Source organism: Bradyrhizobium sp. WYCCWR 12699 (assembly GCF_032144035.1).
GTDB lineage: Bacteria > Pseudomonadota > Alphaproteobacteria > Rhizobiales > Xanthobacteraceae > Bradyrhizobium.
In genome coordinates, this window is record NZ_JAVTJN010000036.1 from 1,127,269 (window position 1) to 1,151,959 (window position 24,691).

Annotated in this window: 29 protein-coding genes; 10 read left to right on the plus strand and 19 right to left on the minus strand. The window is 65.4% G+C overall.

The window, feature by feature from the left end; all coding sequences use genetic code 11:
• The first annotated feature begins 352 nt into the window (after positions 1-352).
• Positions 353-817 (plus strand): PaaI family thioesterase, encoded by a 465-nt coding sequence (locus RPS27_RS30415; protein ID WP_194403174.1) that lies wholly within the window; start codon positions 353-355, stop codon positions 815-817.
• A 95-nt stretch (positions 818-912) separates the two neighbouring features.
• Here RPS27_RS30415 and RPS27_RS30420 read toward each other — a convergent pair whose 3' ends face one another.
• Positions 913-1,206 (minus strand): HdeA family protein, encoded by a 294-nt coding sequence (locus tag RPS27_RS30420; RefSeq protein WP_247552289.1) that lies wholly within the window; start codon positions 1,204-1,206, stop codon positions 913-915.
• A 182-nt stretch (positions 1,207-1,388) separates the two neighbouring features.
• On the opposite strand from RPS27_RS30420, the gene RPS27_RS30425 reads away from it, so the two are divergent.
• On the plus strand, positions 1,389-1,631 hold the full coding sequence (locus RPS27_RS30425; protein WP_194403175.1) for a PilZ domain-containing protein: 243 nt from the start codon (positions 1,389-1,391) through the stop codon (positions 1,629-1,631).
• A 156-nt stretch (positions 1,632-1,787) separates the two neighbouring features.
• Here RPS27_RS30425 and RPS27_RS30430 read toward each other — a convergent pair whose 3' ends face one another.
• On the minus strand, positions 1,788-2,018 hold the full coding sequence (locus RPS27_RS30430) for a hypothetical protein (RefSeq protein ID WP_194403176.1): 231 nt from the start codon (positions 2,016-2,018) through the stop codon (positions 1,788-1,790).
• A 186-nt stretch (positions 2,019-2,204) separates the two neighbouring features.
• Between RPS27_RS30430 and RPS27_RS30435 the strand changes: the two genes are divergently transcribed.
• Both RPS27_RS30435 and RPS27_RS30440 read left to right on the plus strand, forming a co-directional pair.
• Positions 2,205-2,591 carry a hypothetical protein gene (locus RPS27_RS30435; RefSeq protein ID WP_246776309.1) on the plus strand — a complete coding sequence of 129 codons (387 nt, stop codon included), beginning with the start codon at positions 2,205-2,207 and terminating at the stop codon, positions 2,589-2,591.
• A 100-nt stretch (positions 2,592-2,691) separates the two neighbouring features.
• A complete protein-coding gene (locus RPS27_RS30440) occupies positions 2,692-3,024 on the plus strand; it encodes a hypothetical protein (RefSeq protein WP_194403177.1) in 333 nt (110 codons plus the stop codon).
• Between the two features lie 76 nt (positions 3,025-3,100).
• Here RPS27_RS30440 and RPS27_RS30445 read toward each other — a convergent pair whose 3' ends face one another.
• The 4 genes from RPS27_RS30445 to RPS27_RS30460 all read right to left on the minus strand — a co-directional run bounded on the left by RPS27_RS30445 (position 3,101) and on the right by RPS27_RS30460 (position 8,112).
• Complete coding sequence (locus tag RPS27_RS30445) at positions 3,101-3,457, minus strand: carboxymuconolactone decarboxylase family protein (protein ID WP_194403178.1); 357 nt, start codon at positions 3,455-3,457, stop codon at positions 3,101-3,103.
• A gap of 10 nt (positions 3,458-3,467) precedes the next feature.
• On the minus strand, positions 3,468-6,692 hold the full coding sequence (locus tag RPS27_RS30450; protein ID WP_194403179.1) for an efflux RND transporter permease subunit: 3,225 nt from the start codon (positions 6,690-6,692) through the stop codon (positions 3,468-3,470).
• Positions 6,689-7,699: an efflux RND transporter periplasmic adaptor subunit gene (locus RPS27_RS30455; protein ID WP_194408383.1), complete on the minus strand. Its 1,011-nt coding sequence runs from the start codon at positions 7,697-7,699 to the stop codon at positions 6,689-6,691. Before RPS27_RS30455 ends, RPS27_RS30450 begins: the two co-directional genes overlap by 4 nt.
• Positions 7,700-7,812: 113 nt before the next feature.
• Entirely contained in the window at positions 7,813-8,112 is a 300-nt protein-coding gene (locus RPS27_RS30460) for an ArsR/SmtB family transcription factor (RefSeq protein WP_025037340.1), read from the minus strand.
• 115 nt (positions 8,113-8,227) lie between these two features.
• Here RPS27_RS30460 and RPS27_RS30465 point away from each other — a divergent pair, with 115 nt between their 5' ends.
• The 5 genes from RPS27_RS30465 (at position 8,228) to RPS27_RS30485 (ending at position 12,962) form a co-directional block, all read left to right on the plus strand.
• The gene (locus RPS27_RS30465; protein WP_313754873.1) at positions 8,228-9,514 is read left to right on the plus strand and encodes an FAD/NAD(P)-binding oxidoreductase; all 1,287 of its coding nucleotides are present in this window, start codon (positions 8,228-8,230) and stop codon (positions 9,512-9,514) included.
• On the plus strand, positions 9,511-9,954 hold the full coding sequence (trxC, locus tag RPS27_RS30470) for a thioredoxin TrxC (protein WP_211418918.1): 444 nt from the start codon (positions 9,511-9,513) through the stop codon (positions 9,952-9,954). Before RPS27_RS30465 ends, trxC begins: the two co-directional genes overlap by 4 nt.
• 13 nt (positions 9,955-9,967) lie before the next feature.
• Positions 9,968-10,171 (plus strand): DUF2892 domain-containing protein, encoded by a 204-nt coding sequence (locus RPS27_RS30475; protein ID WP_194403182.1) that lies wholly within the window; start codon positions 9,968-9,970, stop codon positions 10,169-10,171.
• Positions 10,172-10,208: 37 nt separating this feature from the next.
• Positions 10,209-11,648, plus strand: coding sequence for a cytochrome c oxidase accessory protein CcoG (gene ccoG, locus RPS27_RS30480; RefSeq protein WP_211418917.1), 1,440 nt, complete (start codon positions 10,209-10,211; stop codon positions 11,646-11,648).
• 150 nt (positions 11,649-11,798) lie between these two features.
• Positions 11,799-12,962 (plus strand): GNAT family N-acetyltransferase, encoded by a 1,164-nt coding sequence (locus RPS27_RS30485; protein ID WP_313754874.1) that lies wholly within the window; start codon positions 11,799-11,801, stop codon positions 12,960-12,962.
• Between the two features lie 7 nt (positions 12,963-12,969).
• Here RPS27_RS30485 and RPS27_RS30490 read toward each other — a convergent pair whose 3' ends face one another.
• The gene (locus RPS27_RS30490; RefSeq protein ID WP_313754875.1) at positions 12,970-13,635 is read right to left on the minus strand and encodes a DsbA family oxidoreductase; all 666 of its coding nucleotides are present in this window, start codon (positions 13,633-13,635) and stop codon (positions 12,970-12,972) included.
• A gap of 169 nt (positions 13,636-13,804) precedes the next feature.
• On the opposite strand from RPS27_RS30490, the gene RPS27_RS30495 reads away from it, so the two are divergent.
• Positions 13,805-14,605 carry a thioesterase family protein gene (locus tag RPS27_RS30495; protein ID WP_313754876.1) on the plus strand — a complete coding sequence of 267 codons (801 nt, stop codon included), beginning with the start codon at positions 13,805-13,807 and terminating at the stop codon, positions 14,603-14,605.
• On the opposite strand, the gene RPS27_RS30500 is transcribed toward RPS27_RS30495, so the two are convergent.
• From RPS27_RS30500 to soxY, 12 genes are all read right to left on the minus strand, one after another.
• Complete coding sequence (locus tag RPS27_RS30500) at positions 14,593-15,393, minus strand: helix-turn-helix transcriptional regulator (RefSeq protein WP_313754877.1); 801 nt, start codon at positions 15,391-15,393, stop codon at positions 14,593-14,595. The two genes, RPS27_RS30495 and RPS27_RS30500, sit on opposite strands and share 13 nt — an antisense overlap.
• A 65-nt stretch (positions 15,394-15,458) precedes the next feature.
• On the minus strand, positions 15,459-16,280 hold the full coding sequence (locus RPS27_RS30505) for a helix-turn-helix transcriptional regulator (protein ID WP_313754878.1): 822 nt from the start codon (positions 16,278-16,280) through the stop codon (positions 15,459-15,461).
• Between the two features lie 66 nt (positions 16,281-16,346).
• Complete coding sequence (locus RPS27_RS30510; protein WP_313754879.1) at positions 16,347-17,420, minus strand: YeeE/YedE family protein; 1,074 nt, start codon at positions 17,418-17,420, stop codon at positions 16,347-16,349.
• Positions 17,421-17,515: 95 nt separating this feature from the next.
• Entirely contained in the window at positions 17,516-17,959 is a 444-nt protein-coding gene (locus tag RPS27_RS30515; RefSeq protein ID WP_313754880.1) for a DsrE family protein, read from the minus strand.
• A gap of 10 nt (positions 17,960-17,969) precedes the next feature.
• Positions 17,970-18,875: an alpha/beta hydrolase gene (locus RPS27_RS30520; RefSeq protein WP_194403191.1), complete on the minus strand. Its 906-nt coding sequence runs from the start codon at positions 18,873-18,875 to the stop codon at positions 17,970-17,972.
• A gap of 15 nt (positions 18,876-18,890) precedes the next feature.
• The gene (locus RPS27_RS30525; RefSeq protein WP_194408384.1) at positions 18,891-19,325 is read right to left on the minus strand and encodes a hypothetical protein; all 435 of its coding nucleotides are present in this window, start codon (positions 19,323-19,325) and stop codon (positions 18,891-18,893) included.
• A 26-nt stretch (positions 19,326-19,351) separates the two neighbouring features.
• Positions 19,352-20,089 (minus strand): c-type cytochrome, encoded by a 738-nt coding sequence (locus RPS27_RS30530; protein ID WP_409517580.1) that lies wholly within the window; start codon positions 20,087-20,089, stop codon positions 19,352-19,354.
• Positions 20,028-21,299: a sulfite dehydrogenase gene (gene soxC / locus RPS27_RS30535; RefSeq protein ID WP_313754882.1), complete on the minus strand. Its 1,272-nt coding sequence runs from the start codon at positions 21,297-21,299 to the stop codon at positions 20,028-20,030. The genes RPS27_RS30530 and soxC overlap by 62 nt, the downstream gene beginning before the upstream one ends.
• A 6-nt stretch (positions 21,300-21,305) precedes the next feature.
• Entirely contained in the window at positions 21,306-22,997 is a 1,692-nt protein-coding gene (gene soxB, locus RPS27_RS30540; RefSeq protein ID WP_313754883.1) for a thiosulfohydrolase SoxB, read from the minus strand.
• A 27-nt stretch (positions 22,998-23,024) separates the two neighbouring features.
• Positions 23,025-23,846, minus strand: a complete 822-nt coding sequence (gene soxA / locus RPS27_RS30545; RefSeq protein ID WP_285807027.1) for a sulfur oxidation c-type cytochrome SoxA — start codon at positions 23,844-23,846, stop codon at positions 23,025-23,027.
• Positions 23,847-23,874: 28 nt separating this feature from the next.
• Complete coding sequence (soxZ, locus tag RPS27_RS30550) at positions 23,875-24,201, minus strand: thiosulfate oxidation carrier complex protein SoxZ (protein ID WP_212068235.1); 327 nt, start codon at positions 24,199-24,201, stop codon at positions 23,875-23,877.
• 19 nt (positions 24,202-24,220) lie between these two features.
• Entirely contained in the window at positions 24,221-24,673 is a 453-nt protein-coding gene (gene soxY, locus RPS27_RS30555) for a thiosulfate oxidation carrier protein SoxY (RefSeq protein ID WP_285807028.1), read from the minus strand.
• Between the last annotated feature and the right edge of the window lie 18 nt (positions 24,674-24,691).

The window sequence follows — 24,691 nt, forward strand, 5'->3', positions numbered from 1 at the left end:
TGATCAATCCATGACGCACGGATCGCCCGCGCCGTGCCATCCGTGTCGCCCCCGGGCGCGTTCGGAGCCCCGCTAGAGCCGATCCGACCGGCACGATTTGGGCCCATGCAGCCAATCGTCCCAGATCGGGCCGCATCTGGTGCACCCACTCAGCGCGAGGCCGAGCGCGACCATACAAAAAACCAGGACACCCCGACGCAACATCATCCACCCGTACCCCAAGCGAGGCATCATACCGGGCCAAGTCAGGCATTTTCAAGCCGGCGGGACCGCCGCGACCGGGTGACTTTGCCGCGCCGATGCGCGCACAATGGGAGCGAAACATCCGGCAATACAGGAGTGTGCGACAGCAATGCAAAGGCAGCCAGACGCCGAATTCGGCCTCCCCGACGCCAGACGCATCCTCGGCGAGGTTTTCGCGCCCTGGGTCCAGGATCTCAACCTCGCGATCGAGCGCCTCGAGCACGCGCAGCCGGCGGATGTCCCGGACTGGCAACCGGGCGCGCTCCTGCGCATGCCGTTTTCGGAACGGTTGTGCCGGAACGGCGGCGTGGTCTGCGGCCAGGCCCTGATGGCGCTCGCCGACACCGCAATGGTGATCGCGAACCTCGCGGCCAATCGCGGCTACCGCCCCATGACCACGGTCGACCAGACCACGCATTTCATGCGCGCGGTGTCCTCCTCGGACGTGCTGGCGGACGCACGCGTGGTGCGGCTCGGGCGCACCATGAGCTTTGGCCGCGTCACGCTGCTCTCGGCGACCGACAACAAGCCGGTCGCGATGGTGTCCAGCGCCTTCGCGATGTTGCCGGGCTGATCCAAAAAACGAGAGCCGCGTGAGCGCAAAGCGCACCCGCGGCTCTCCATCACGATCGCATCGAAGCAGTCGCGCTTCGGCCCGCGTGCGTCACATCACTTGCCGAGCACTTCGTCGGCCGCGGTGACGATGCTGGCCGTCGGGTTCTTTCCGCAATAGGCACCGAATTTCTTGGCGTTCTCGATGAACACGTCGGTGTCGATGATCGCGTTGTCCTCGTCGCCCTTGTACCAGCCATCCATCCAGGTCAGCACCACCTGGATGTTGTCTTCGCCGCTCTCGAGGAACTGCTTGCAGCTCATGGTCGAGAGGTCCCACTTGACGGCGTGGGCGGGCATCGACGACAGCGAGAACGCTGCAGCGAACAGAAGCGAAAGCGTGGTCTTCATCGGAATCTCCATCGGCGCGTAACGCCATAAAAGAAAGGCTTGTCGGGAAAGTCGGCGGAGAGCCTCTCCGCTCGAACGTCGTAAACGAAGTCTGAAACGCCAGGTAAGTAGCGCCAGTATTGAATTTAGTTCAACGCAATTTCTATGCACTACTCCTTGATCATCATGATGGATCGACTCGGATGATCGAGAGGCGTACAGCGCAGCGTCACCGTGTTTTCAAGGGTGGAACGATCACCTTCGAAAACAACGGCATCGCTTGCACGGTGCGAAACATGTCGGCGGGCGGCGCGGCGATCGACCTCGACGCTCCCGTCACGTTGCCGCAATCGTTCACGCTCTCGATCGCTCGCGACGACTTCGTACGGAATTGTCGCACAGTTTGGCGCAGTAACAAGCGCGTCGGCCTCGCCTTCGTGCAATAGCGCGCGCGATGTGAACGAGTGTTCGCATCACATCCACAATACGATGATGATTGCGCGACACGACGAGAGCGCTGCCTCGCGAAGCAGGCGATTGTGGGTACTCGTCGTCGATCCCGCCGGAACATGATTCGAAAAGCCCGAATCAGACCCGCTACTCTATTTCGGCTTCTTGGCCGGTTCGCTCGGGCGGGCGCCGCCCCATGGGTCGTACTTGTCCTTGGGCTCGGGAATGCGCTCGAGCGCAGCCTTGTAGACCTTCTCGTCGACCTTGGGCTTGTTGTCCCCGGGCTTGGCCGAGTCCTGGGGCGGCCGCCGGCCCTGTGCCTGCGCCGGGGCAGCCGTCAGCGCCAGCGCCAGCGCGGCGGCCGCGATGACCAAAGTCCTCATTGCTGCAATCCCCTTCGTCTGGGGTGCACGCTAGCCTGCAATCGCGGAATAGCAAATACCGCGGGCTCCAAGGATTGATCTCAAGGCTTAGTGGAGGCTTCAGCAAATCTTGATCGGCGAGGACTTCGCCGGACCGCATTCGTGCCTATCTGTTGGCCCGCAGGGGACTTTCACGGATGTTACGGATTGTTGCTCAAGCGGCGCGGCGCGCTCGCGCTCGGCGCCTGCGGCTTTGCCGACAGCCGCGCGCCGGTGCCTGAGTTCATGCGCATGAAGGAGACCGAGCAACCGGCGCCCGAAGCGCCCCCCGACGTCAAGCGTGTGGTGCGCGAACAGATCGACGTTGTCTTCCTCACCACCTCCTATCCGCGCGAGGTGCACGTCGCCCCGCCCCATCGCGAGGTGCGAGGACCGGGCTGGACCGCCTGCGTCCGCGCCCAGCTCACCTCCGCGACCGGCACGTCGCTTGGCGCCCAGACCTACATCGTGACGATCAATGGCGGAAAGGTCGTCGACCGCCGGCGCGCCGAAGCCGACGACATCTGCGGGACCGAGACTTACGAGCCGATCTAGGAGCGCTGAAAGAGAAAGTTCCGGGAAAAACCAGCATTTTGGCCGGGAACGATAGCCGCCTCCCCTTCTTGTTACCGCCGAGGGCAGTTTCGAGGAGGACATGATGAAGACATTTGCGATTGCGCTGCTGGCGGGCGTGGGTGCCCTGGCGGCCGCCTCGGGCGCGAAGGCTTCCGATATCTACACGACCAGCGAGTACACCAATCCGGATCTGGTTCAGCAAGTGCGGCTCGTCTGCGACGACGCCGGCCGCTGCTATCGCACGCGTGGCGGCGCGCGCGTGATCGTGCGCGATTCCTACAACTACATGCCGCGCGAACGCTATTACGAGCGCCGAACCTATCATCGCGATTGGGATGACGGTCCGCGCGCCGGCGTCGGCATCCGCGCGCCTGGCGTCAGCGTCGGCGTCGGTGTCGGCGACCGCTGGTAATTGATGACGGCATGACAGTCGGGACCGGACGAGACAGCTCGCCCGGTCCCGTTCGCATGCCATCGGGTGACGAAGATCAGCCGGCGGACGATTGCTGCTGAAACTGCTCGTAGGCCGCGATCGCATCGGCCGCGTACATCAGCGACGGCCCGCCGCCCATGTAGACGGCCATGCCAAGCGTCTCCTCGATCTCCTCGCGGGTTGCGCCGAGCTTGACGAGCGCCTCGGCGTGGAAGCCGATGCAGCCGTCGCAATGCGCGGCGACGCCGAGCGCCAGCGCCATCAGCTCCTTGGTCTTCTTGTCCAGCGCGCCGTCACGCGTGGCGGCCTGGGCGAGCGCGGAAAATCCCTTCATGGTGTCGGGAATGTCGCTACGAAGCTTCTTCAGATTGGCCGAGATGTTCCTGGTGATGTCGACGTAGTTCTTGTCCATCGGACCCTCGTTAGTTGGATTTGGATGCGCTCGGAGCCGCCTCGCGCGGTGCGCGCAGGGCGATATAGATCGCGGGGATCACCAGCACGGTGAGCAGCGTCGACGAGGCGAGCCCGAATAGGAGCGAGATCGCCAGCCCCTGAAAGATCGGATCGAGCAGGATGGTTGCGGCCCCGATCATGGCGGCGAGCGCGGTGAGCAGGATTGGCTTGAAACGCACAGCGCCCGCCTGCAGCACCACATCGCGCAGCGACTTGCCGTCTGCGTTGCTGTGCCGGATGAAGTCGACCAGCAGGATCGAGTTGCGCACGATGATGCCGGCAAGCGCGATGAAGCCAATCATCGAGGTCGCGGTGAACGGCGCACCCAGCAGCCAGTGCCCGATCAGGATGCCGATCAACGTCAGCGGAATTGGCGTCAGGATGACGAGTGGCAGACGGAAGCTCCGGAACTGGGCGACGACCAGCACGTAGATGCCGAGGATGGCTGCCCCGAAGGCGGCGCCCATGTCGCGGAAGGTCACCCAGGTGATCTCCCATTCGCCGTCCCATAGCAGCGTCGGCCGCGACTCGTCCGAGGGCTGGCCGTGCAGGCTGATCGCGGGCTTCGGCAGCCGGCCCCAGTCATGAGTCTCGACGCGATCGGCAACCGCGAGCATGCCGTAAAGCGGCGCCTCGAAGCGCCCGGCGAGTTCGGCCATCACCATGTCGGCGAAGCGGCCGTCGCGGCGGAAGATCGTCGGCGAGCCCTCCTCCATAGTCGCCTTCACGACCTGGCCAAGCTCGACCACCGTCTTGCTGCCGGGCAACGTGTTGGCCGGCACCGGTGTCGAGGCCAGCGCCTCGTCCCAGACCAGATCGCGCTTTCCGAGATGCACCGCGATCTCTATCGGATTGCGGTCCTCGCCGCGATGCGAATAGCCGATCGAGATGCCGCCGAACAGCGCCTGGATGGTGTCGTAGACGTCGCGCTGCTCGACGCCGAAGAATTCGAGCCGGTCCTGGTCGATCGAGAGCCGAAGCCGCGGCCGCTTCTCGCCGATGGAATCGTCGATGTCGACGATGAACGGCACGTCCGCGAACACCTTCTTGAGCTCGGCCGTGACCGCACGGCGCGTGGCCGCATCGGGACCGTAGACCTCGGCGAGCAGCGTCGACAGCACGGGCGGCCCCGGCGGCACCTCGACCACCTTGAGGCTGGTGCCCGCGGGCGTATCAAGCGCCTTCAGCTTCTCGCGCAGCTCGAGCGCGATCTCGTGGCTCGCGCGCTTGCGCTCGCCGCGCGCGGCCAGATTGACCTGCACTTCGCCGAGTTCGGGCCTCTCCCGCAGATAATAGTGACGTACCAGGCCGTTGAAATTGAAGGGAGCCGGCGTGCCGGCATAGGATTGCAGCGAGGTGACCTCGGGCAGTTGCCGCGCGATCTCGGTCGCGCCGAACAGCGTGCGCTCGGTCGCCTCCAGGCTCGCGCCTTCCGGCAGGTCGACGACCACGGCGATTTCGGACTTGTTGTCGAACGGCAGCAGTTTGACCGTCACCGACTTGGTCGCGAACAGCGTCATCGACAGCAGGGTCGCGATGCCGACGCCGAGCAGGAAGATCCAGGCCGACCGCTTGCTCCGCACGATCGGCGTGGCGAAGCGACGGTAAAGCCGGCCGAGCCGACCTTCGTCGTGCTCCGCATGCGCGGAGGCCGTCTCGCCCTTCGGTGCGAGCTTCAGCATCAGCCAGGGCGCCACCACCATCGCGACGAAGAACGAGAACAGCATCGCCGCCGACGCATTGGCCGGGATCGGCGCCATATAGGGACCCATCAGGCCCGACACGAACAACATCGGCAACAGCGCGGCGACCACGGTCAGCGTTGCGACGATGGTGGGATTGCCGACCTCCGCAACCGCCTCGATGGTCGCCTGCAGCCGCGGCCGGCCGTCGCGCATGCCCCAGTGCCGCGCGATGTTCTCGACCACGACGATGGCGTCGTCGACCAGAATGCCGATGGAGAAGATCAGCGCGAACAGGCTGACGCGGTTGATGGTGTAGCCCATCAAATTGGCCGCGAACATCGTGAGGAGAATCGTCGTGGGGATCACGACGAAGGTCACCAGCGCCTCGCGCCAACCGATCGCGACCGCGATCAGGACGACGATCGAAACCGTCGCGAGGCCGAGGTGGAACAAGAGCTCGTTGGCCTTCTCGTTGGCCGTCTCACCATAGTCGCGCGTCACCGTCACCTGGATATCATCCGGGATCAGGCGCGACTTCAATCCGTCGAGGCGCTTGGCGATGTTCTCGGACACGACGACAGCATTGGCGCCGGCCCGCTTCGCCAGCGCCAGGCTGACGGCGGGCGTGCGCGTCCACTGCCCGGCGGGCCCGCGCGAATCCGTCCAGACCCGATGCTCGATGGTGCTCGGACCGACGACGACGGAGGCGACGTCCTTGACATAGACCGGCCGGCCGTCGCGGCTCGTGATCAGCAACAATCCGATGTCGGGAACGCCTGACAGCGTCTGCCCCGCTGCAACGCCTCGGACGATGCCGGCATCGCGGACCTGCCCGGCCAGGAACGAGCGGTTGGCGTCCTTCACCTTGGCCACGAGCTGCTGCAGCGTGACGCCGAACAACGACAGCTTCTCCAGATCGGGCTCGACCCGAATCTGTTGCGCCGCGCCGCCGGAAATGTAGGTGAGACCGATGTCGTCGACCTTCATCAGCTCCGCGCGCAGCTTGTCGGCGAGCTCATAGAGGTCCTTGTCGGTCCAGCGGCTGGCCGCCTCCGGCTTCGGCGACAGCGTCAACACCGACACCGCGACGTCATTGATGCCCCGTCCCACGATCAGCGGCTCGGGGATGCCGACGGGAACGCGGTCGAGATTGGCGCGGATTTTCTCGTGCACCCGCAGGATAGCATCCTCGAACTTGGTGCCCACCAGGAAGCGCGCGGTGACCATCACGCGGTCGTCTTCGGTCTGGCTGTAGACGTGCTCGACGCCGTCGATACCCTTGACGATCGATTCCAGCGGCTTGCTCACCAGTTCCACGGCGTCGGGCGCGCGCAGGCCGTCGGCATTGACGCGGATGTCCACCATGGGAACGCTGATCTGCGGCTCCTCCTCGCGCGGGATCACGACGACGGCGATCAGCCCCACGACGAGCCCGCCGAGCAGGAACAGCGGCGTCAGCGGCGATGCGATGGTCGACCGGGTCAACCGTCCTGACAGACCGAGATTCATGGCCGCACCAATTCGTCGCCGGCCCGGATGCCCGACAGGATCTCGAGCCCGTCAGGAAGCGAAGGGGTCGGCATCTCGCGGCCGCGCTGCACCGGCACGTCAATCGTCCCATCCGCTTTCCGAAGCTGGACGTAGTCGACGCCGAACCGGGTCGTCACATAGCTGGAAGGAATGACGAAGGCCGACCGCACGCCGCCGGCGATCCAGACCCGCAAGCGATCGCCGACGAAATACTCGCCGAGCCCCTCGACCGTCGCGTCCGCGATGACCCGCCCCTCCTCGATCTGAGGATAGACGAGGTCGACCACACCCCATTTAGAGGCTTCGCCTGCCAGCTCTGCACCATCGACGCGGACCTTATCGCCGGCTTTGAGGAAGCGCGCGTGGCGCTCCGGCACGCGCAGCCGCAGCTTGAAGTTCTGCTCGGCGACCGTGACGATCGGATCGCCCGCAAGCACGACGGATCCCATGGTGATCAGTCGCTTCAACACGCGTCCGTCCGCCGGCGCCAGCACTTGTCCCTGGTTGAGCTGCTCGTTGATGACGGCGCGCTCCGCGGTCCTGGCGCGCAGGCCGTTGTCGGCGACGTTGAGCGCCGTGCGCTGCTCGTCGAGCTTGACGCGCGGCAGGATGCCGCGCTCGACCAGCCCTTCAGTCCGGGTGAAGTCGAGCTGCGCCTGCTTGGCCTGGGCCTGCAGCGCCTCGATCTGCGCATCGAGCGATGTCATCTGGAGGACGAGCTTCTCGTCCCCGATCGCTGCGATGATTTGACCCGCGGCGACGCGATCCCCTTCCCGCACCTTGAGCTGAACGACGGTGCCGCCGATGCGGCTACGCGCCGGGACCACGCTGATGCTCTCGACGGTCGCGAAGACCGCCTTCTCGTCGGCGACCTTCTGCTGCGCAACGCCAAACGTCTCCGCGGCGGCAAGGGATGCCGGCGGTACCCCGATCGCCGCCCACGCGGCCAACAGCCCCAGGCGCGCCAGATATTGCAAGGGACGCATCCGTGTCCTCATTGGTTCATCGCACCGCGCCGCGGTGTCCTCTCATTTCATCGACATCGGGCGGAGGCGCGTTGATCTCGCGCAAGGCGCACCCGCCCGCCATTGCCTAGGCTTCACTTTGTCCTTGCGGACTTCGGCGCGCAAAACACCTGATAAAGCGTCTTCAGGATCTCGCGCGCCGGCTCGCTGGCGATCGAATAGAAGATCGTCTGCGCATCACGCCTGGCGGCAACGAGGCCGTCCTTGCGAAGGAGCGCAAGATGCTGAGAGACCGTAGAGTCCCGCAGGCTGAGGAACTCAGCCAGCTCGCCGACCGACCGCTCGCCGTCGATCAACTGGCAGATGATGAGAAGACGGTGGCGGTTCGAGAGTGCCTTGAGCAACTCGCTCGCCTGATCCGCCGCCCGCTCCATGATTTCGCTATCTATTTTCATACTTGCGTATATACGTAATTACGAATATATAGTCAAGCGCTGCACGACAGCCGGCACAGAACCGGTGATGCGGCCTGATCCAACGGAGGTACCCATGGCGGAAGTTGTCGTAGTCGGAGCCGGTCTGAGCGGAACGCTGATGGCCTATGAATTGCTGCCCCAGTTGCGAAAGGACGACCGCCTCAGCGTCGTCTCGCAAGGCGCGGTCTATCATTTCGTGCCCTCGAATCCGTGGGTAGCCGTCGGCTGGCGCAAGCGCGAGGAGATCGAGATCGATCTCGCCGACATCATGAAACGCAAGGGCGTGCGGCTGCTGACGCAGGGGGCAAAGCGCGTCCACCCCGAGGAGAACCGTGTCGAGCTCGGCGACGGCACGTCGATCGACTATGATTATCTGGTCGTCGCGACCGGTCCTGAACTTGCCTTCGACGAAATCCCCGGTCTTGGGCCGCAGGGTCATACGCAATCGATCTGTCATGTCGATCACGCCGCGCACGCCCGTGAAGCTTTCGAGAAGCTCGCGGCCAATCCCGGTCCGGTCGTGATCGGTGCCGTTCAGGGCGCCTCCTGCTTCGGGCCGGCCTACGAATTCCTTTTCATCCTGGAAACGGAGCTGCGCCGGCAGAAGCTGCGCGACCGGGTGCCGATGACCTTCGTCACCTCGGAGCCCTATATCGGCCATCTCGGTCTCGACGGCGTCGGAGATACCAAGGGTCTGCTTGAAAGCGAGATGCGGGAGAAGCACATCAAATGGATCACCAACGCCCGCGTCGACAAGATCGACGCTGGCCTCATGACGGTCGAGGAGTTGTCCGACAACGGCACCTCTCGCAAGGCCCATGAGCTGCCATTCGCCTATTCGATGATGTTGCCCGCCTTTCGCGGCGTCGAAGCGGTTCGCGGCATCGAGAAGCTGACCAACCCGCGCGGCTTCGTCATCGTCGACAAGCATCAGCAGAACCCGACCTTCCCCAATATCTTTGCAGTCGGCGTCTGCGTGGCGATCGCGCCGGTCGGCGCGACGCCGGTGCCGGTGGGCGTGCCCAAGACCGGCTTCATGATCGAATCCATGGTGACGGCGACCGCGATCAACATCGGCGCCCTGCTCCGCGGCAAGGCGCCCACGGCGCAGCCAACCTGGAACGCGATTTGCCTCGCCGATTTCGGCGATTCCGGCGTCGCCTTCCTGGCGCAGCCGCAGATCCCGCCGCGCAACGTCAATTGGTCCTCAAAAGGCGAATGGGTACACTTCGCCAAGGTCGCCTTCGAGAAATACTTCCTGCGCAAGATGCGGCGCGGCGAGAGTGAGCCGTTCTACGAGCGCTTCCTGCTCGACAGGCTGAACATCGCCAAGATCAAGGAGGTCCGAACCGGCACATGAGCACGACACGCCAGATCGTCTGCGGACATTGCGGGCGCATCAACCGCCTGCCCGCCGAGCGCGCACCGGAAGGTGCGCGCTGCGGCGCCTGTCATCAGCCGATGTTCACCGGCCATCCGATCGAGGTGGACGAGAAAGCCTTCGACCGCCATGTCGCCAGCAGCGACATTCCCGTGCTGATCGACGTCTGGGCGCCGTGGTGCGGACCCTGCCGCGCCATGGCCCCGATGTTCGAGCGTGCGGCGCAACAGCTCGAGCCCGGCGTGCGGCTGTTGAAGCTGAATTCGGACAACGCGCCCGCCTTGTCGTCGCGGCTCAACATCAGCGGCATTCCGACGCTGCTCTTGATGCGCGGCGGCCGCGAGATCGCCCGCCAATCCGGCGCGATGGATACGCGCAGCATCGTCACCTGGACCGAAGCCAACCTGACCCGGACCTAAGAAGGAGCCTGCCATGAATGTCGATAAAGCCGTCCTCGCCTTTGCGGGGTTCGTTGTCCTGCTCGGTCTCGCACTGGGCACCTATGTGAACGCGTATTGGTACCTGCTGACGGCCTTTGCCGGGCTCAACATGTTGCAGGCCTCGATCACCGGCTTCTGCCCGGCAGCGATCGTATTCAGGAAGCTGGGCCTAAGCAGCGGCTGCGCGTTCTCCTGAACGCGCGAATCCAGCCATTGATGCGGGGGAATTTGCCATGACCGACGACACCTTCATTGAAGGGCCTCTCTACGAAAAACGCAGGAAGGTCTATCCGCAGTCGGTCCATGGGCCGTTCCGCCGCATCAAATGGGCGATCCTCTGCGTCACACTCGGGATCTATTATCTCCTGCCGTTCGTGCGGTGGAATCGCGGACCCGGTCTGCCCGACCAGGCCGTGCTGATCGACTTGCCACATCGCCGCTTCTACTTCTTCTTCATCGAGCTGTGGCCGCAAGAGGTCTATTATTTCACCGGTCTGCTCATCCTCGCGGCGATGGCACTGTTTCTGATGAACGCGGTCGCGGGACGGCTGTGGTGCGGCTATCTGTGCCCGCAGACGGTGTGGACCGACCTGTTCTACGCCGTGGAGCGCTGGGTCGAGGGCGACCGCCGCGAGCGCATGCAGGGCGACAAGCGCTACTGGACGTTCGATCACATCCGGAAGGTCGCGCTGAAGCATTTTCTCTGGATCATGATCGCCTGGTGGACCGGCGGCGCCTGGGTGCTCTATTTCGACGATGCGCCGACGCTGGTGAAGGAGCTCGCGACCTTCCAGGCTCCGTTCATCGCCTATCTCTGGATCGGCATCCTGACCGCAACGACCTACGTCTTTGCCGGCCACGCCCGCGAGCAGATGTGCATCTATATGTGCCCGTGGCCGCGCATCCAGGCGGCCCTGACCGACGAATGGGCACTCAACGTCACCTATCGCCGGGACCGCGGCGAGCCCCGCATGTCCGTGAAGAAGGCGGAAGCCGCCCGCATCCAGGGCGATCTCGCCGGCGATTGCGTCGACTGTCACCAGTGCATCAACGTCTGCCCGACCGGCGTCGACATCCGCCACGGCATCCAGCTCGGCTGCATCCAGTGCGGCCTCTGCATCGACGCCTGCGACAACGTCATGCAGGAGATCGGACGGCCCAAGGGCCTGATCGGCTACGACACCGACATCAACATGCAGCGCCGGCGCGAGGGCAAGCCGCCGATCTATCGCATCATCCGCCCGCGCACGCTGATCTATACGGCCGCCATTGCCATCGTCGGCACGATCATGATCTACACCCTCGCCACGCGCGCGACCATGGACGTCAACGTGCTGCACGAGCGCAACCCGCTGTTCGTGCAACTGTCGGACGGCGGCGTGCGCAACGATTACACCGTGCGTATTCTCAACAAAGGCGCACAGCGATCGTTCACGCTGGACGTTTCGGGACTGCCCGGTGCAACCATTCGGGTCGCCGGCATCGAAGCCGCTCCCGATGGCAAGCCGATCGTCGAGGTCGGGCAGGACCAGACCCGCGAGGTCAGACTGTCGGTGCAGGTCGGGCCGGCCGATCTGCCGAAGAGTTCGCGCGATCTCGAGGTCACGATCACCGATACGGCCAGCGGTGGACAAGCGAGCGCCCGTGATCACTTCCTGCCCGGCGACAAGTGAGGTTCAAATCGAGCATCCGGCACCGGATGCTCAATAAGACGTTAACATTACCGTTCGAATTGAAACGGCGCGCCAACGGTATTTTCCAATCTTTGCGCTAATCATGGCCCCGTGACGCGGCATTTGCCCGCGCGAACGGGACGAGGGGACGTGGTCGACATCGCGCAGCAGGCAGCGATCCATCCGGCATCCGCAAAGGATGCCATGGCCGCGCGCGTCCCGCTCCATGCGATCGACCCCGGACAATGGCGTGCTCTCGCGCAGCGGGCGATCGAGCCGAACGGATATTACCTGCCTGCCTGGGAGCTCGCCGTCAGCGCATCCGCGCGCGGCCGCACCTCGGCCTCGGCGTTGCCCGCGTTCGACGGCGCTTCGACGCGGCTGATCGGGCTGATGCCCGTGATCTCGCTGTGGCAAGCCTTGAAGATTCCCCTGCCCGCGCTGGTGAGCGCGCATCCCTACGGCACGCTGTGCAGTCCGCTGATCGACCGCGACGCCCCGATCGATGCGGCCACGCGGCTGTTGCAGCAGGCCCGCGAGTCCGGCGCACACGCGCTGGTGCTGAACGATGTCGCGATCGACGGTGCTGCGATGAATGCGCTCAAGCAGGTCTTGAACCACGACGGCCTGAAGCCGCGCGTCCTGTCCTCCTATCTCCGCGCCAGCCTCGATGCGACGCAGGATGACGAAACGCTATTGCGCGAGGCCCTCGGCGCCAAGAAGCTCAAGGAGCTGCGTCGCCTGCGCCATCGACTCGACGAGCACGGCCCCGTCACGTTCGACGTCGCGGGCCGGCCGGACGAGATCGGGCCCGCGCTCGAGACCTTCCTGCAGCTTGAAGCCAGCGGCTGGAAAGGCAAGCGCGGCACCGCGCTGGTTCAGCACGCCGGTGATGCGACCTTCATCCGCCGCGCCGTACCGGCCCTGGCGGAGACCGCGCAGTGCGAGATCGTCACGCTTCGCGCCGGGACGACACCGGTGGCCGCCGGCATCGTGCTGCGCCATCAGGATCGCGCCTTCTTCTTCAAGCTCGGCATCGACGAGCGCTTTGCAAAATATTCGCCGGGCGTGCAGCTCACGCTCGAGCTCACGCGGCACCTCTGCGCCGATCCCGCCATCGCCAGCGCGGATTCCACCGCCAGCGCCGACCACCCCATGATCAACCCGATCTGGCGGGAACGTTTCGCGATCGGCGACGTGCTGATCCCGCTGCGGCGGCACGATCCGGTCGTCGCGCTCATTCACGGCGCGTTGGTCGGGCTCAACGCCGCGCACGAGACCGCGCGACGCTTGGTTCGCAGCCTCCGGAAATAAGCGAACGCTACTCCGCCGCCTCGGTGTTGATCTCCTCAGAGACCTGACGGATGGCGCGAGCGAGCAGGTTCGCATCCTGCGCGCCGGAGACGGCGTATTTCTGCGCGAAGACATAGGTGGGCACGCCGGAGATGCCCTTCTCGGCGGCCTCCTGCGCGTCCGCCGAGACGCGTGCGACGTCCTCGTCGGTGGCAAGGCGCTTGCGCACGTCGTCGGCATCGAGGCCGATATCTGCGGCCGCCTGCACCAGCACGTTGACGTCGGTGAGATCGCCGCCGTCGCGGAAATACAGCTCCATCAGGCGCTGCTTCATCTCGGGCGCCTTGCCGATCGCTTCCGCCCACAGGATCAGGCGATGGCAGTCGGTGGTGTTGGGCTGGCGCGCGACCAGCTCGGGCTTGTAGACGAGGCCCTCCTCGCTTGCAGCCGCAACGACGCGCCCCGCAATGCCCTTATAGGCCTCGACCGAACCGAACTTCTGGGTGAGGTAGGCCTCGCGGCTGATGCCCTCGCGCGGCACCCAGGGATTGAGGAAGAAGGGGCGGAAACTGAGCTTGACCGGAACGTCAGGAACGAGCGCCAGCGCGCTCTCGATCCGGTGCTTGCCGATATAGCACCAGGGGCACACCACGTCGGAGACGACGTCGATCTGGAGCGGTTTCAGCGTGCTCATGTCAGGCGCCTCCTTCGGGCGGATACCGGGTTCGCCGGAAGATAAGCCGAACCGGGGACGGCGCAAGGCACCCGTCCTGCATGGCTCACGACTGCACCTCTGCGGTTATTGTGACGGCTCCGGCCCGCCGGGATACTCGCGGCCAGGATCAAGGCCGAAGGAGACCGCGATGAGCGCCATTTTCAGGCCGGAAGGCCAGCAATTCCGGGCCACCGAGCATGCCGGCGGGCCATGGTCGCCGGAGATGTTGCAGGGTAGCGCCACCACCGCGCTGATGGCTCGCGAGGTCGAGCGCCTCGCCACCGCCTCCGGCTTTGCGGTGCGGCGCCTGACCTTCGATCTGTGGCGGCCGGCGGGCCTCCGTGCCTTCGGCACCATTGCCGAATTGCTGCGCGACGGCCGCAAGGCAAAGACCTTGCAGGTGCGGCTGATGGACGGCGAGACCGAGATCGGCCGTTGCACGGCGCTGCTGACGGCACCGAGCGGAGAATCGCCCGTCGATCCCTTCGCAGGTCCCGCAGCCGTCGACGAGGCACCCGAAGCAGGCAGCCCGCCGCCGGCCTTCGCGCAGAAATGGAGCCGCTATTTCCAGAACGTCTCGGTGCGGCTGATCGAGGGCGCGCTGGAGAAGCCGGGCCCGGCGGCGGCCTGGATGCGGCTCGATGCGCCGCTGGTCGAGGGCGAGCCGAACACGCCGTTGCTGCAGGCGGTGCAGGCCGCGGACTTTTCCAGCGGCGTTGCGCAGATCGTCGACATGCGCGACTGGACCTTCATCAACCCCGAGATCAGCCTCTACTTCTTCCGTCCGCCGGAGGGCGAATGGATCCTGATCCGCGCGGCCACGCGCGTCGGCGCCAACGGCGCGGGCCTCACCACGGCGACATTGAGCGACCGCAAGGGTCCGTTCGCGGAGGTGATGCAGGCCATGAGCTTCGAGCGGCGCGAGGCCGCGCAAGCTCAGGCGTCCTGAGCCGCAAGCGCGACCAGGGCGGCTTCGGATGCGGCATCGGCCGGCATGAACATCTCGACGCGAAGCTCCTGCAGCGTCACATCCTGCGGCGTGCCGAGCGTCAGCACCGCACCAATCAGGCCGATGCCGACATCGTCCCTGCGGAGGCGCACCTCGCAGAGCGGCCCCGGCACGGCGTGATCCTCGACCCCACATGCGGGAAGCTCCGGCAGCCGCATCAATTCACGCCAGGTCGATTGCAGGGCTTCGTCGAGCGGCGCTGCCATCGCCTCGTGGCGCGCACGCGACAGCAGCGCGGCGGCCACTACGGGCCAGTTCTCGACGAACGGCTTGAGCTCGTTCGGCGCGAGGAACATGCGCATATGGTTGAGCGGCCGCTGCATGCGCTCCGCGCCGAGCAACATGGTCATCAGGCGTGAGGCAGCGCCATTGGCCTGCTTCACGTTCCAGCGCCGATCGGTGACGATTGCGGGAAACGGCTCGTGCCGCCGGAGCAGAAGATCGATGGCACGCCGCGCGTCGGCGAGCTCCGGCGCGGCGAGATCGCGTTCGCCATATTGCCGGGCAAAGCCACCGGCCTCGAGCAGCGCGTTGCGGTCGCGCAGCGACAGATCGAGCGCGGATGCAAGCTGCAGCAGAATGTCCCGGCTTGCTGCCGCCTTGCCGGTCTCGACATAGCTCAGATGCTTGATCGAGATGCCGGCCTCGAACGCCAATTCCGCCTGGCTCAAGCTGCGTCGCGTGCGCCAGCCGCGCAGGAGATCGCCGACGGGGTTGGCCGGCCGCATTCGCCGGAACGCGCGTGTATCCATCCCGAGGATTATGCGGGGGCCGCCGCTGTCTGTAAACGCCGCTATGACAGCCCGGCCGCCATCTGCTTCAACCGTTTGGCGGTGCGCTCGTCCGCCGGGAAGAATGTCTCCAACGCCAGTTCCGACAGGGTGATGTCGACGGGCGTGCCGAACACCATGGTGGTGGAGAAGAAACTCAGTATCTCCCCGCCATGGCGCAGCTTGAAGGGAATCGCGACATTGTCGCTCGACAGCGGCCCTGCGCGCGCGGGAATCGGGTAGCTCTTGAGGTCGTTATAGAGCTTGATCAATTCAGGATCGGCCGTCGCCTCGCATTGCCGATGCAGCCGCTCCAACAGATGTCCGCACCATTCCGCGAGATTGACCGTGCGCGGCGCCAACGCCTCGGGATGGAAGGCGAGCCGCAGCACGTTGAAGGGCTGGCCGAGCAGATGCTGCGGAATGCCGTCCAGCAGCGGCGCCACCATGCGATTGGCCGACACCAGGTTCCAGTGCCGGTCCACCGCGAGCGCGGGGTTGGGCTCATGGGCTTTGAGCACGAGATCGATCGCCTGGCGGGCTGATTTCAAGGCGGGATCCTCCAGCGGGCGCTGCTGGAAGGCCGGCGCGTAGCCGGCCGCGACCAGCAGCACGTTGCGGTCGCGCAAGGGCACGTCGAGACGTTCGGCGAGCCTGAGCACCATGTCCCGCGAGGGCGCGGCGCGGCCGGTCTCGACGAAGCTCAGGTGACGCGCCGAGATTTCGGCTTCGCCCGCAAGATCGAGCTGGCTCATGCGGCGGCGCTGCCGCCATTCGCGCAAATGGTCGCCGATATGGACCGGTTGGCTTCGATCAGTACGTGCCGTGGCTGCATGTGCGTTCATGACCGGAAACCTATCACGCAGGTTTCGGCCCTTCCATTACCTCAGAGGTCATGGTTTCCGCGTTGCCTAGCCCGTCGCCGGTCGAGCTTGCGGCATGCCGCCGCGGTCGACGATCAAATCCGTGAGGCCCGCTCCCAGCCACATGCCGCCGAGCACGAGCCAGGCGGTGAGCGCGAAGACCGAGGCGCCGGTCACGCCGGCGCCGACCGCGCAGCCCCCGGCGAGCATCGCGCCGAACCCCATCAGCACCGCGCCGAGCAGATAACGGCGCATGCCGAGCCCGTCCGAAAATCCTTCCAGCTTCAGCTCACCCGCCTGCGCCGCCGCGGCGAACGAGCCGAGGAACACGCCCGGAATGATGCCGAGGTCGAAGCCAAGCCGGAGCTGGGAGCTGTTCAGGACCAGCATCAGCAATTCGGCCGACGGTCCGCTGAAGGTGAGGCTCTTCAGTGTCACCGGCGCGAAGGAGGCCTGCGACAGCTGGTAGGTGAAGAACCAGCCGGCGACGACGGCCGCCCCTGCAGCGAGCGCGGCCAGAAGCAGCCGACGCGGCAAATGGCTGCGAAAAGCAAAGGCGAGTCCTGCGATCAGCCACGCTGTGCCAAAAGCGAGCTTCTCCTGTGTGCCGCCTCCGAACACCGCCATGATGTCACGCGACGGCCCACCGTCGACGAGCCACAGATTGGTGACCCACTCGCGCGCGGGCGACAGCAAGCCGCGATAGGAGGCCTGAGCGGTGACAGCAAACACCAGGCCCGACAGCAGCGCCCTGAGATTGCCGTTGGCCGAGAGCACGAGCAGCCGGCTGGCGCAGCCGCGAGCGAGGATCATGCCGCAGCCGAACATCACCCCACCGGCCAGCGCACCGGAGATACTTCCTTGCTGCGCGAGCTGCCGCGCCTCGGAGACGTCGAGCCAGCCGAGCGCGACCAGGCCTTGCGTGCCCACCAGCGCGGCGGCGAAGGTCAACAGCCACACCGCAAGGCGCGGCCCGCCCTCGCCGCGGGAGAACTCGACGGCGGCAGCGCGCAGGCAAAAGCGGCTGCGCTGGGCGAAGAATCCAAAGAGGCCGCCGACCAGGAGGCCGCCCAGCCATGACAGCCGGTCTTCCCCCATGAAATCGATGAGTGTCGTCAGCACGGCCGCCTCAATATGCCCTGGACTTGCCAATCTATCGCGCGGCGCGGCCGTGCTGTATGAGCGAGATCAATCCCGGCGCATAGCCGTGTGCCTGTTCAGGGACGCAAATACGCAAATCCCTGCTGTTGCAGCTCGGCGAGCCGCACCACGCCGCCCTTCTCGGCGACGACGAAGCCGGGCGTGAGGTCGTCGAGCTTGACGCCCTGGGCCTTCATCGTGTTGGCGCAGGCGTCGAAGCCGACGCCGGCAGCGACCAGCTTCGTCATCATCGCAATTGTGTGGTCCTGGGCCGCGAGCGCGTGGAAGGCCCGCAGCGCCGGTCCGTGCACGACCAGCCTGATGTCGGCCTTGCCGGGTCCGCCGACGCCGTCGACATGGTTCTGCAGATTGCCGAGAACGAAGGCGACGCGATCGGCATCGGCGAGATGATAGACGACGCGCTGCCGCGCGGGCGTTTCCGTCGCCGCGGACGCCTGGCGCACTGCGAAAGCACTAAATAGTCCGGCAAGGCTCGCGCGAAGCATGGATCGACGCTGCATGGTCCCCCTCCTATCGTGTCTGCTTGATGAACTCGGCGATGCGGTCGGCGACGTCTTCCGCGAACAGGTCGCGGAAGAAATGATCGGCATCTTCGATCGTGTCGAGCTGGACCCTGCCGCCGCTCGACCCAGCAAGCGAGCCGAAGGCGGCTGCGACGTCGGGCACGACGCTATCCTTGGTCGCGGCAAGCACCAGCACCGGCGGCTTCGTGCGCGCCACGAGCGCGGCGGTATCCTGGCCGGCATCGGCAGCGTAAAATGACGCAAAGGCCCGTGCCGTCACCACGGCATTGCGACAATGGATGAAGCCGGGCACGTCCATCCACTCCCCGCCGCGGCCGGCTGCAATCGCCTTCGTTGCCAGCTCCAGAATCGGCTCGAGCGGCTTGCCATAGGTCGTGGCGTAGGAAACCCGCACATCGGCCTCGGCTTTTGCGGTCACCGGCGCCAGCAGCACCGCACCCGTCACCGGCGGGGTTTCGCTTGCTGCGAGATACCGCGCGACTTGGTTGCCGCCGCGCGAATGACCGAGCGCCAAGACGAGCCGGGACATGCCCCTCGCCCGCGAGACCCAGGCGCCGATCTCGGCGACCGCATCCTCAACGACATAATCATGCCGCACGGCGCAATCGTACATGCCCTTGCGGCGATCGAGCCCCAGCGACAGCGTATGGGCGAGCGAGGCGATGCCGCGCTGCTCCAGTGCCTTCGCAACGCCCTGGATGACCTCCATGTCCTTGTGCGCGAGCGTGCCGTGGGTCATCACGACGAGCGGCGTGTCTGGTGTCATCGCCGCCGGTGTCCGCAGTGTTGCGAGCGTCGTGCGGCCCTCGACCGACAGTTCGAGCTCCTGCTCGGCGGCACAAGCGGGCCAAGCGAACACGAGCACGAAAGCAAGTCCCATCAACCATCGCATCGTCGGCTATCTCCCCTACGGCCGGACAATCGTCCAGTTCTTTTCGGCGAGATCTATCAGCGCGGCAACCCCGACCTGCGTGACGCCGATGCCTTCGAGCAGCGCGGGCCGCCTGCCCTCCTTCACCGCCAGCGTCTCCAGCGTATTGCCGCAGGCAATGAAACTCACATTGGGCATCGATTTCAGGAAATTCACCAGGCGCTCCCTCACCGGCGAGCGGTCGTCGAGCAGCATGTCGAGGCCGCCGTTGAAGGCGATGACCACGATCTCGACGTCCTCGCCCTGCCCGGAATAATGCCGCGAGACGTTGGCGGCAACATCGAGCACGGCGCGCATCTTGACCGGATCGTCGTCGCTGATCTGCAGCGCGAGCCTGTGAGGCTCCGCCGCCTGGACCACGGCCGGATGGATCGTGACGAGCAGGCCGGCCGCGAGAACCGCATGCAGCAGCGTGCGGCGGCTCGCCCGGCCGTGTCTCACTCCACGCCCCGCGACTTCTTTTCCTTGCCGTCCTCCGGCGTCACGTCGATGGCGGCAGCGCGTCCGGTGATCTTCACCGGGGCGATGCAATCCTTCATGCAGGGATCCTTCTGCCAGAACGACTTCTCGCTGGTGGCACGGTCGTCCATCACGAAGCCCTGCTCGTTCGGCATCTTGATCGTGGCGAGGGTCTTCCTGTTCACCTCGAAGTTCTGATCGGTGACGACGTCGTTCAGATACAGGACGTAGGCGACCAGCGCATAATATTCATCGACTGACAGGGAGCCCGTGTTGCCGTATGGCATGGCATGACGGACGTAGTCGAACACGGTGGAGGCGTAGGGCCAGTAGGAGCCCACGGTCTTGACCGGATTGTCCGATGTCAGCGAGCCCTTGCCGCCGGCCAGCACCGGCCAGCGGCCGTTGCCATCGCCGAATTCGCCGTGGCAGCTCGCGCAATTGTCCATGAACAGCTTCTCGCCCTGCATGGCGGTGCCCTTGCCTTCCGGCAGGCCCTGGCCGTCCGGCCGCACGTCGATATCCCAGCCGCGGATCTCGTCCGCGGTCGGCGCGCGACCTATGTGGTAGCGCGGACCGCTCTTGGCATCCGCCTTCTGCTGCGCAAGCGCCGGCGCGCTCAGCGTGGAGGCGAGTAGTGCGGCTGCAATGAGCTTAAGCGACTTCGACATTCTCGACCTCACCATTGGCCTGCACATGCCAGGTCTGGATGCCATTGTTGTGATAGATGGAGTTGACGCCGCGGATCTTGCGCAGCTCGGCCTTGCTCGGCTGCACGTAGCCGGTCTCGTCCTGCACGCGCGATTGCAGCAGCAGCGGCTCGCCGTTCCAGTCGAACTCATAGTAGAAGCGCGTCAGCGCCTTGTCGAGAACGGGACCATCGAGGCGCGCCGGCCACCAATTGCGGCCGCCGTCGAGCGAAACGTCCACGCGCTTGACCTTGCCGTTGCCGCTCCAGGCGAGTCCTGACACGACGGTAAAGCCCTTGCCGTGCCTGATCGGCGCCTGCGGGCTCGGACTCGTGATCACGGATTTCGCATCCATTGACCAGGTGAAACGGCGTGCCTTGCCGTTCGGCATGAGGTCCGTGTACTTCGACGTCTCCTCGCGGGTGTGCCAGGGCTGGTCGCCGACCTTGATGCGGCGCAGCCACTTGACCCAGAGATTGCCCTGCCAGCCCGGCACCACGAGCCGCATCGGATAGCCCTGCTCGGGATAGAGCGCCTCGCCGTTCATCTTGTAGGCGATGATGCAATCGTCGAGCGCCTTCTCGATCGGCAGGCTGCGGTCCATCGCGGCCGCATCGGCGCCCTCGACCAAGAGCCACTTGCCGTTGGTCTTGACGCCGGCCTCCTCCAAGAGGGTGCGCAGCGAGACGCCGGTATATTGCACGCAGTGGATCATGCCGTGGGTGAACTGGCAGCCATTGAGCTGGGCGCCGCGCCATTCCATGCCCGAATTCGCCGCGCATTCCATGAAGTGGATGCGGTTGACGCGCGGATAGCGCTTCAGCTCCTCCAGCGTGAGGATGAGCGGACGCTCGACGAGGCCATGGATCATCAGGCGATGATCGGCGGGATCGACCTCGGCAATGCCGCCGTGATGCCGCTCGAAGCAGAGACCGTTCGGCGTGATGATGCCCTCGAGCTCGTGCAGCGGCGTGAAGCTCACTGAGGATTCGCGCGAGGCGGTCAACCATTCGACGTCGCGCCGCACGACGTCCTTCTCGAATTTCGACGGCTTGCCGTACGGGCGCACAGCGACGCCCTCGCCGAGCGATTTGGTCCATTCGGGAACGTTGGGCGGCTGGTTGGCGGGATTGCCGGCGCCGGCCGCGGCGGGCTTCGCGAGCACGGACGCCGCAACGCCGGCGCCAGCGGCCAGGAAACTGCGTCGGGATTGCCGGGGATTGTCCATCTTCGACATCGCTTCTTACGCTCCGGTAACTTTGACGGCCCGGTTGGGTTCGAGCCGAACGGTCTTTTGTCGCGCCAGATAGTTCGCGACGACGTCCCAGATCGGCGGTCCTTCGGTGCCTTCGTTGACGCTGGCCCAGCCCGCGACCTGATATTCCCTGGCGGGATCGATCGGCGCGCCGGTCTTGACCATCTGCATGTCCGAGATGCGCTGCCCCTGCGGCTTGGCGACGTCGATCGCGTAAGCGAGCCCGCCGATGCGCACCATGTCGCCGCCCTGCTGGTAGTAGGGATCGATGTTGAAGAGATTGTCGGCGACGTCCTCGATGATCTCTTTCAGTCGCGCGCCCGTCATGCCCATGCGGTAGACGGCGGGATAGGTAATCGCGGTGGCGTTGGTGACGTCCTCGAAGGTGATGTCCTGCCCCGGCAGCACGCTGGTGCCCCAGCGGAAACCGGGCGAGAGCGCGATCTCGGCGTCGCGCTCCTGCAGCAGTGCCTGACAGATCAAATCGTCGAACGTGCCGTTGAAATTGCCGCGCCGGTACAGCAGCGAGTCCGTCTTGCCGAGCACCTTGGCGAGATCGGACGCGAAAGGCTTGCGTACCTCGGCGATCTTCGCGGCCATCTCGGCGTCCGCGCCGATCACGTCGGAGAACAGCGGAATGAGCTTGTACCTGTAAGCCTTGATCTCGCCGTCGCGGACGTCGAGATCGAGCCGCGAGACGAACTTGCCGGACGAGCCCGAAGCGATCAGCAGCGTCTTGCCGACCTTGACGGCTTCGGGCAATGCGTCGTGGGTGTGTCCGGTCAGGATGACGTCGAGGCCTTTGACGCGGCTTGCGAGCTTGCGATCGACGTCGAAGCCGTTGTGGGAGAGCAGCACGACCAGTTGCGCGCCGCCCTTGCGCGCCTTGTCGACCTGCGCCTGCACGTCCTCCTCACGCACGCCGAACGACCAGGTCGGAATCATCCAGCGCGGATTGGCGACCGGCGTATAGGGGAAGGCCTGACCGAGCACCGCGATCTTGACGCCGCCGCGCTCGATCATGGTCGAGGCGTCGAACGCGGCCTCGTTCCACTCCGTGTCGCGGATGTTGAGGCCGAGGAACGGAAAGCCGAGGCCTTCGATCGCCTGCTTGACCCGCTCGGTGCCGTAGGTGAATTCCCAATGTCCGGTCATGGCGTCGGGCTTCAGCAGCGCCATGCAGTCGATCATGTCCTGGCCGCGCGTCTTCAGCGACGACCACGAGCCCTGCCAGGTGTCGCCACCGTCGAGCAGCGCGACCTTGTCGCCGCGCTCGGCGCGGATTGCCTTGATCACGGTGGCGGCGCGATCGAGGCCGCCGATCCGGCCATAGCTCTTGGCGAGCGACTCGAAATCCTCCGAGGTCAGCGCGTAGGCCGCCGACGAGCCCGGCGCGATGCCGAACCGCGTCAAGAACTCCTTGCCGGTGACGTGCGGCGGAAGGCCCTTGGCCTCGCCCACCCCGAGATTGGTCGAGGGCTCGCGGAAATACAGCGGCATCAGCTGACCGTGGATATCGGTCACATGCACCAGCGTGACGTTGCCGAGCGGCTCGAAGGCCAGCAATTCCTTTTCGGTCAGGCGCTGCTGGGCGACCGCACGCGTCAGGCCGGAGCCGACGCCGCTCGACAGGGCCGCCGTTGCCGCGGCAACCTGAATGAACTCGCGGCGAGAGATCATGCGCAGTGCTCCTACAAGCTCATCGTTTCAGTTGCGCACCGACGGCGTCTCGACCGGCAGACCGATGCCGCGCCAGGCCACATAGAGCTCGAGCGCGAGAAACTCGTCCGAGAGCGGCTTGAACGGCTCGGCGCGCACGTCGAACATGCAGCCTTCGAAACGCTCATGCAGCGGCACCAGGCGCTGGTCGCGCAGCCGGTAGGTCGGAAAGCCGTTGGTCTGGCCCTGGCTGAGGAAATCGGCGCGCATGAACTTGCCGTTGTTGCGCTCGTGGCAGGATTCGCAGGCGAGGTCGAGCTGGCCGTAGCGCGTATAATAGATCTGCTTGCCGCGCTCGAACCAGGGCGACATCGGCCCGTCGGTCTTCACCGAGACCTTCATGCCGTGCGACTGATAGCGCACGAACGTCGTCATGTCAGTCAGCTCGCGGGACTTGAACTTCCAGGGCTCGGCCTTCATCTGCTCGCTCCGGCAGATGTTGATGCGCTGCTCGAGATTGACCGGCTTCTTCAACTTGTCGTCCCATTTCGGCATGGCGGCGCCGACGCCCTTCATGCTGGTCTCGGCCTCGCCGTGGCAGCTCATGCAGGACTTGCCCTCGCTGCCCTCGGCCTTTTTCCAGGCATCCGCCGCGCGTTCCACGGCGAGGAAGCCCGGATTTTCGAGATCGTCGTCCTGCAGCGCGCGGGTCTCCTTGCTGCGGAACTCGTAGCCGGAGATGATGGTCTTGAAGACGTGGCCGGGCGGCGCCGCGATGCCCTTGCGCTCGGTTTCCTCTGCGTAGGCGAGCGTCGCAACCGATGCGGCGGCCACGATCGCAGCGGCCAAAGCAAGATATCGTGGCGCCATTCGAGTCTCCCTCAATGCGCGATGCGCATCATGCCTTGAGCGCGATCTTCTCTTCGGCCGTGATCACCGTGCCGTCGTCATCCGTCCAGGAGAACTTGAACGTGCCGGCCTCGTCGATCCTGGCGTCGAACTGGACGTAAGGATTGGCCGAGATCGCCGGCTCCAGCGCGCAGGAGAACACCGGCTTGCCGTTGAACTCGCACGCGAACTTGTTGATGATCTTGCGCGGAATGGCCTTGCCCTGCGCGTCCTTGCGCTGGCCCGATTCCATGACATGCGAGACCAGGGTCTTGATCTGGATGACCTCGCCCTTGGCGGCTTCCTTGGGAAGCTTGATGCGCGGTTTGTCTGCCATCTGTTTTCTCCTGACGCCCTTAGCCGCCGCAGCCGCCGATGGTGACCTTGACGGTCTTCTGCTCGGTGAACAGCGAGCCGTCGCTCATCTTCGCGATCGCCACCACGTTCTGCGTGGACGCGAGCCGGATCCGGATCGAGGCTTCCGCCTTGCCAGACAAGGGGGTGAACGAGAGCGTCGCCACGCCCGCATTCGGGTTGCCGTCCGCGATGATCAGGACGTCCTTGACGTAGGCCTCCGCGGTCATCGGGCTCTCGATGTTGATCGACAGCGGAACGGTGTTGCCGTTCTCCGCGATCTCCGGCAGGTCGAGCGAGATCTTGCCCTTGGCCGGCTGCTTGCCGCCGGTGAACTTCTCGATCCACTTCGCCGCATCGTTCGTCACTTCGGCATCGGCCGCCATCGGCATCAGCGTCAGCACGACGAAGCCGCCCCCGAGCGCAAATGCCTGCCGTCGATTGATCGCCTTCATTCCTGATCCTCCTCGCCG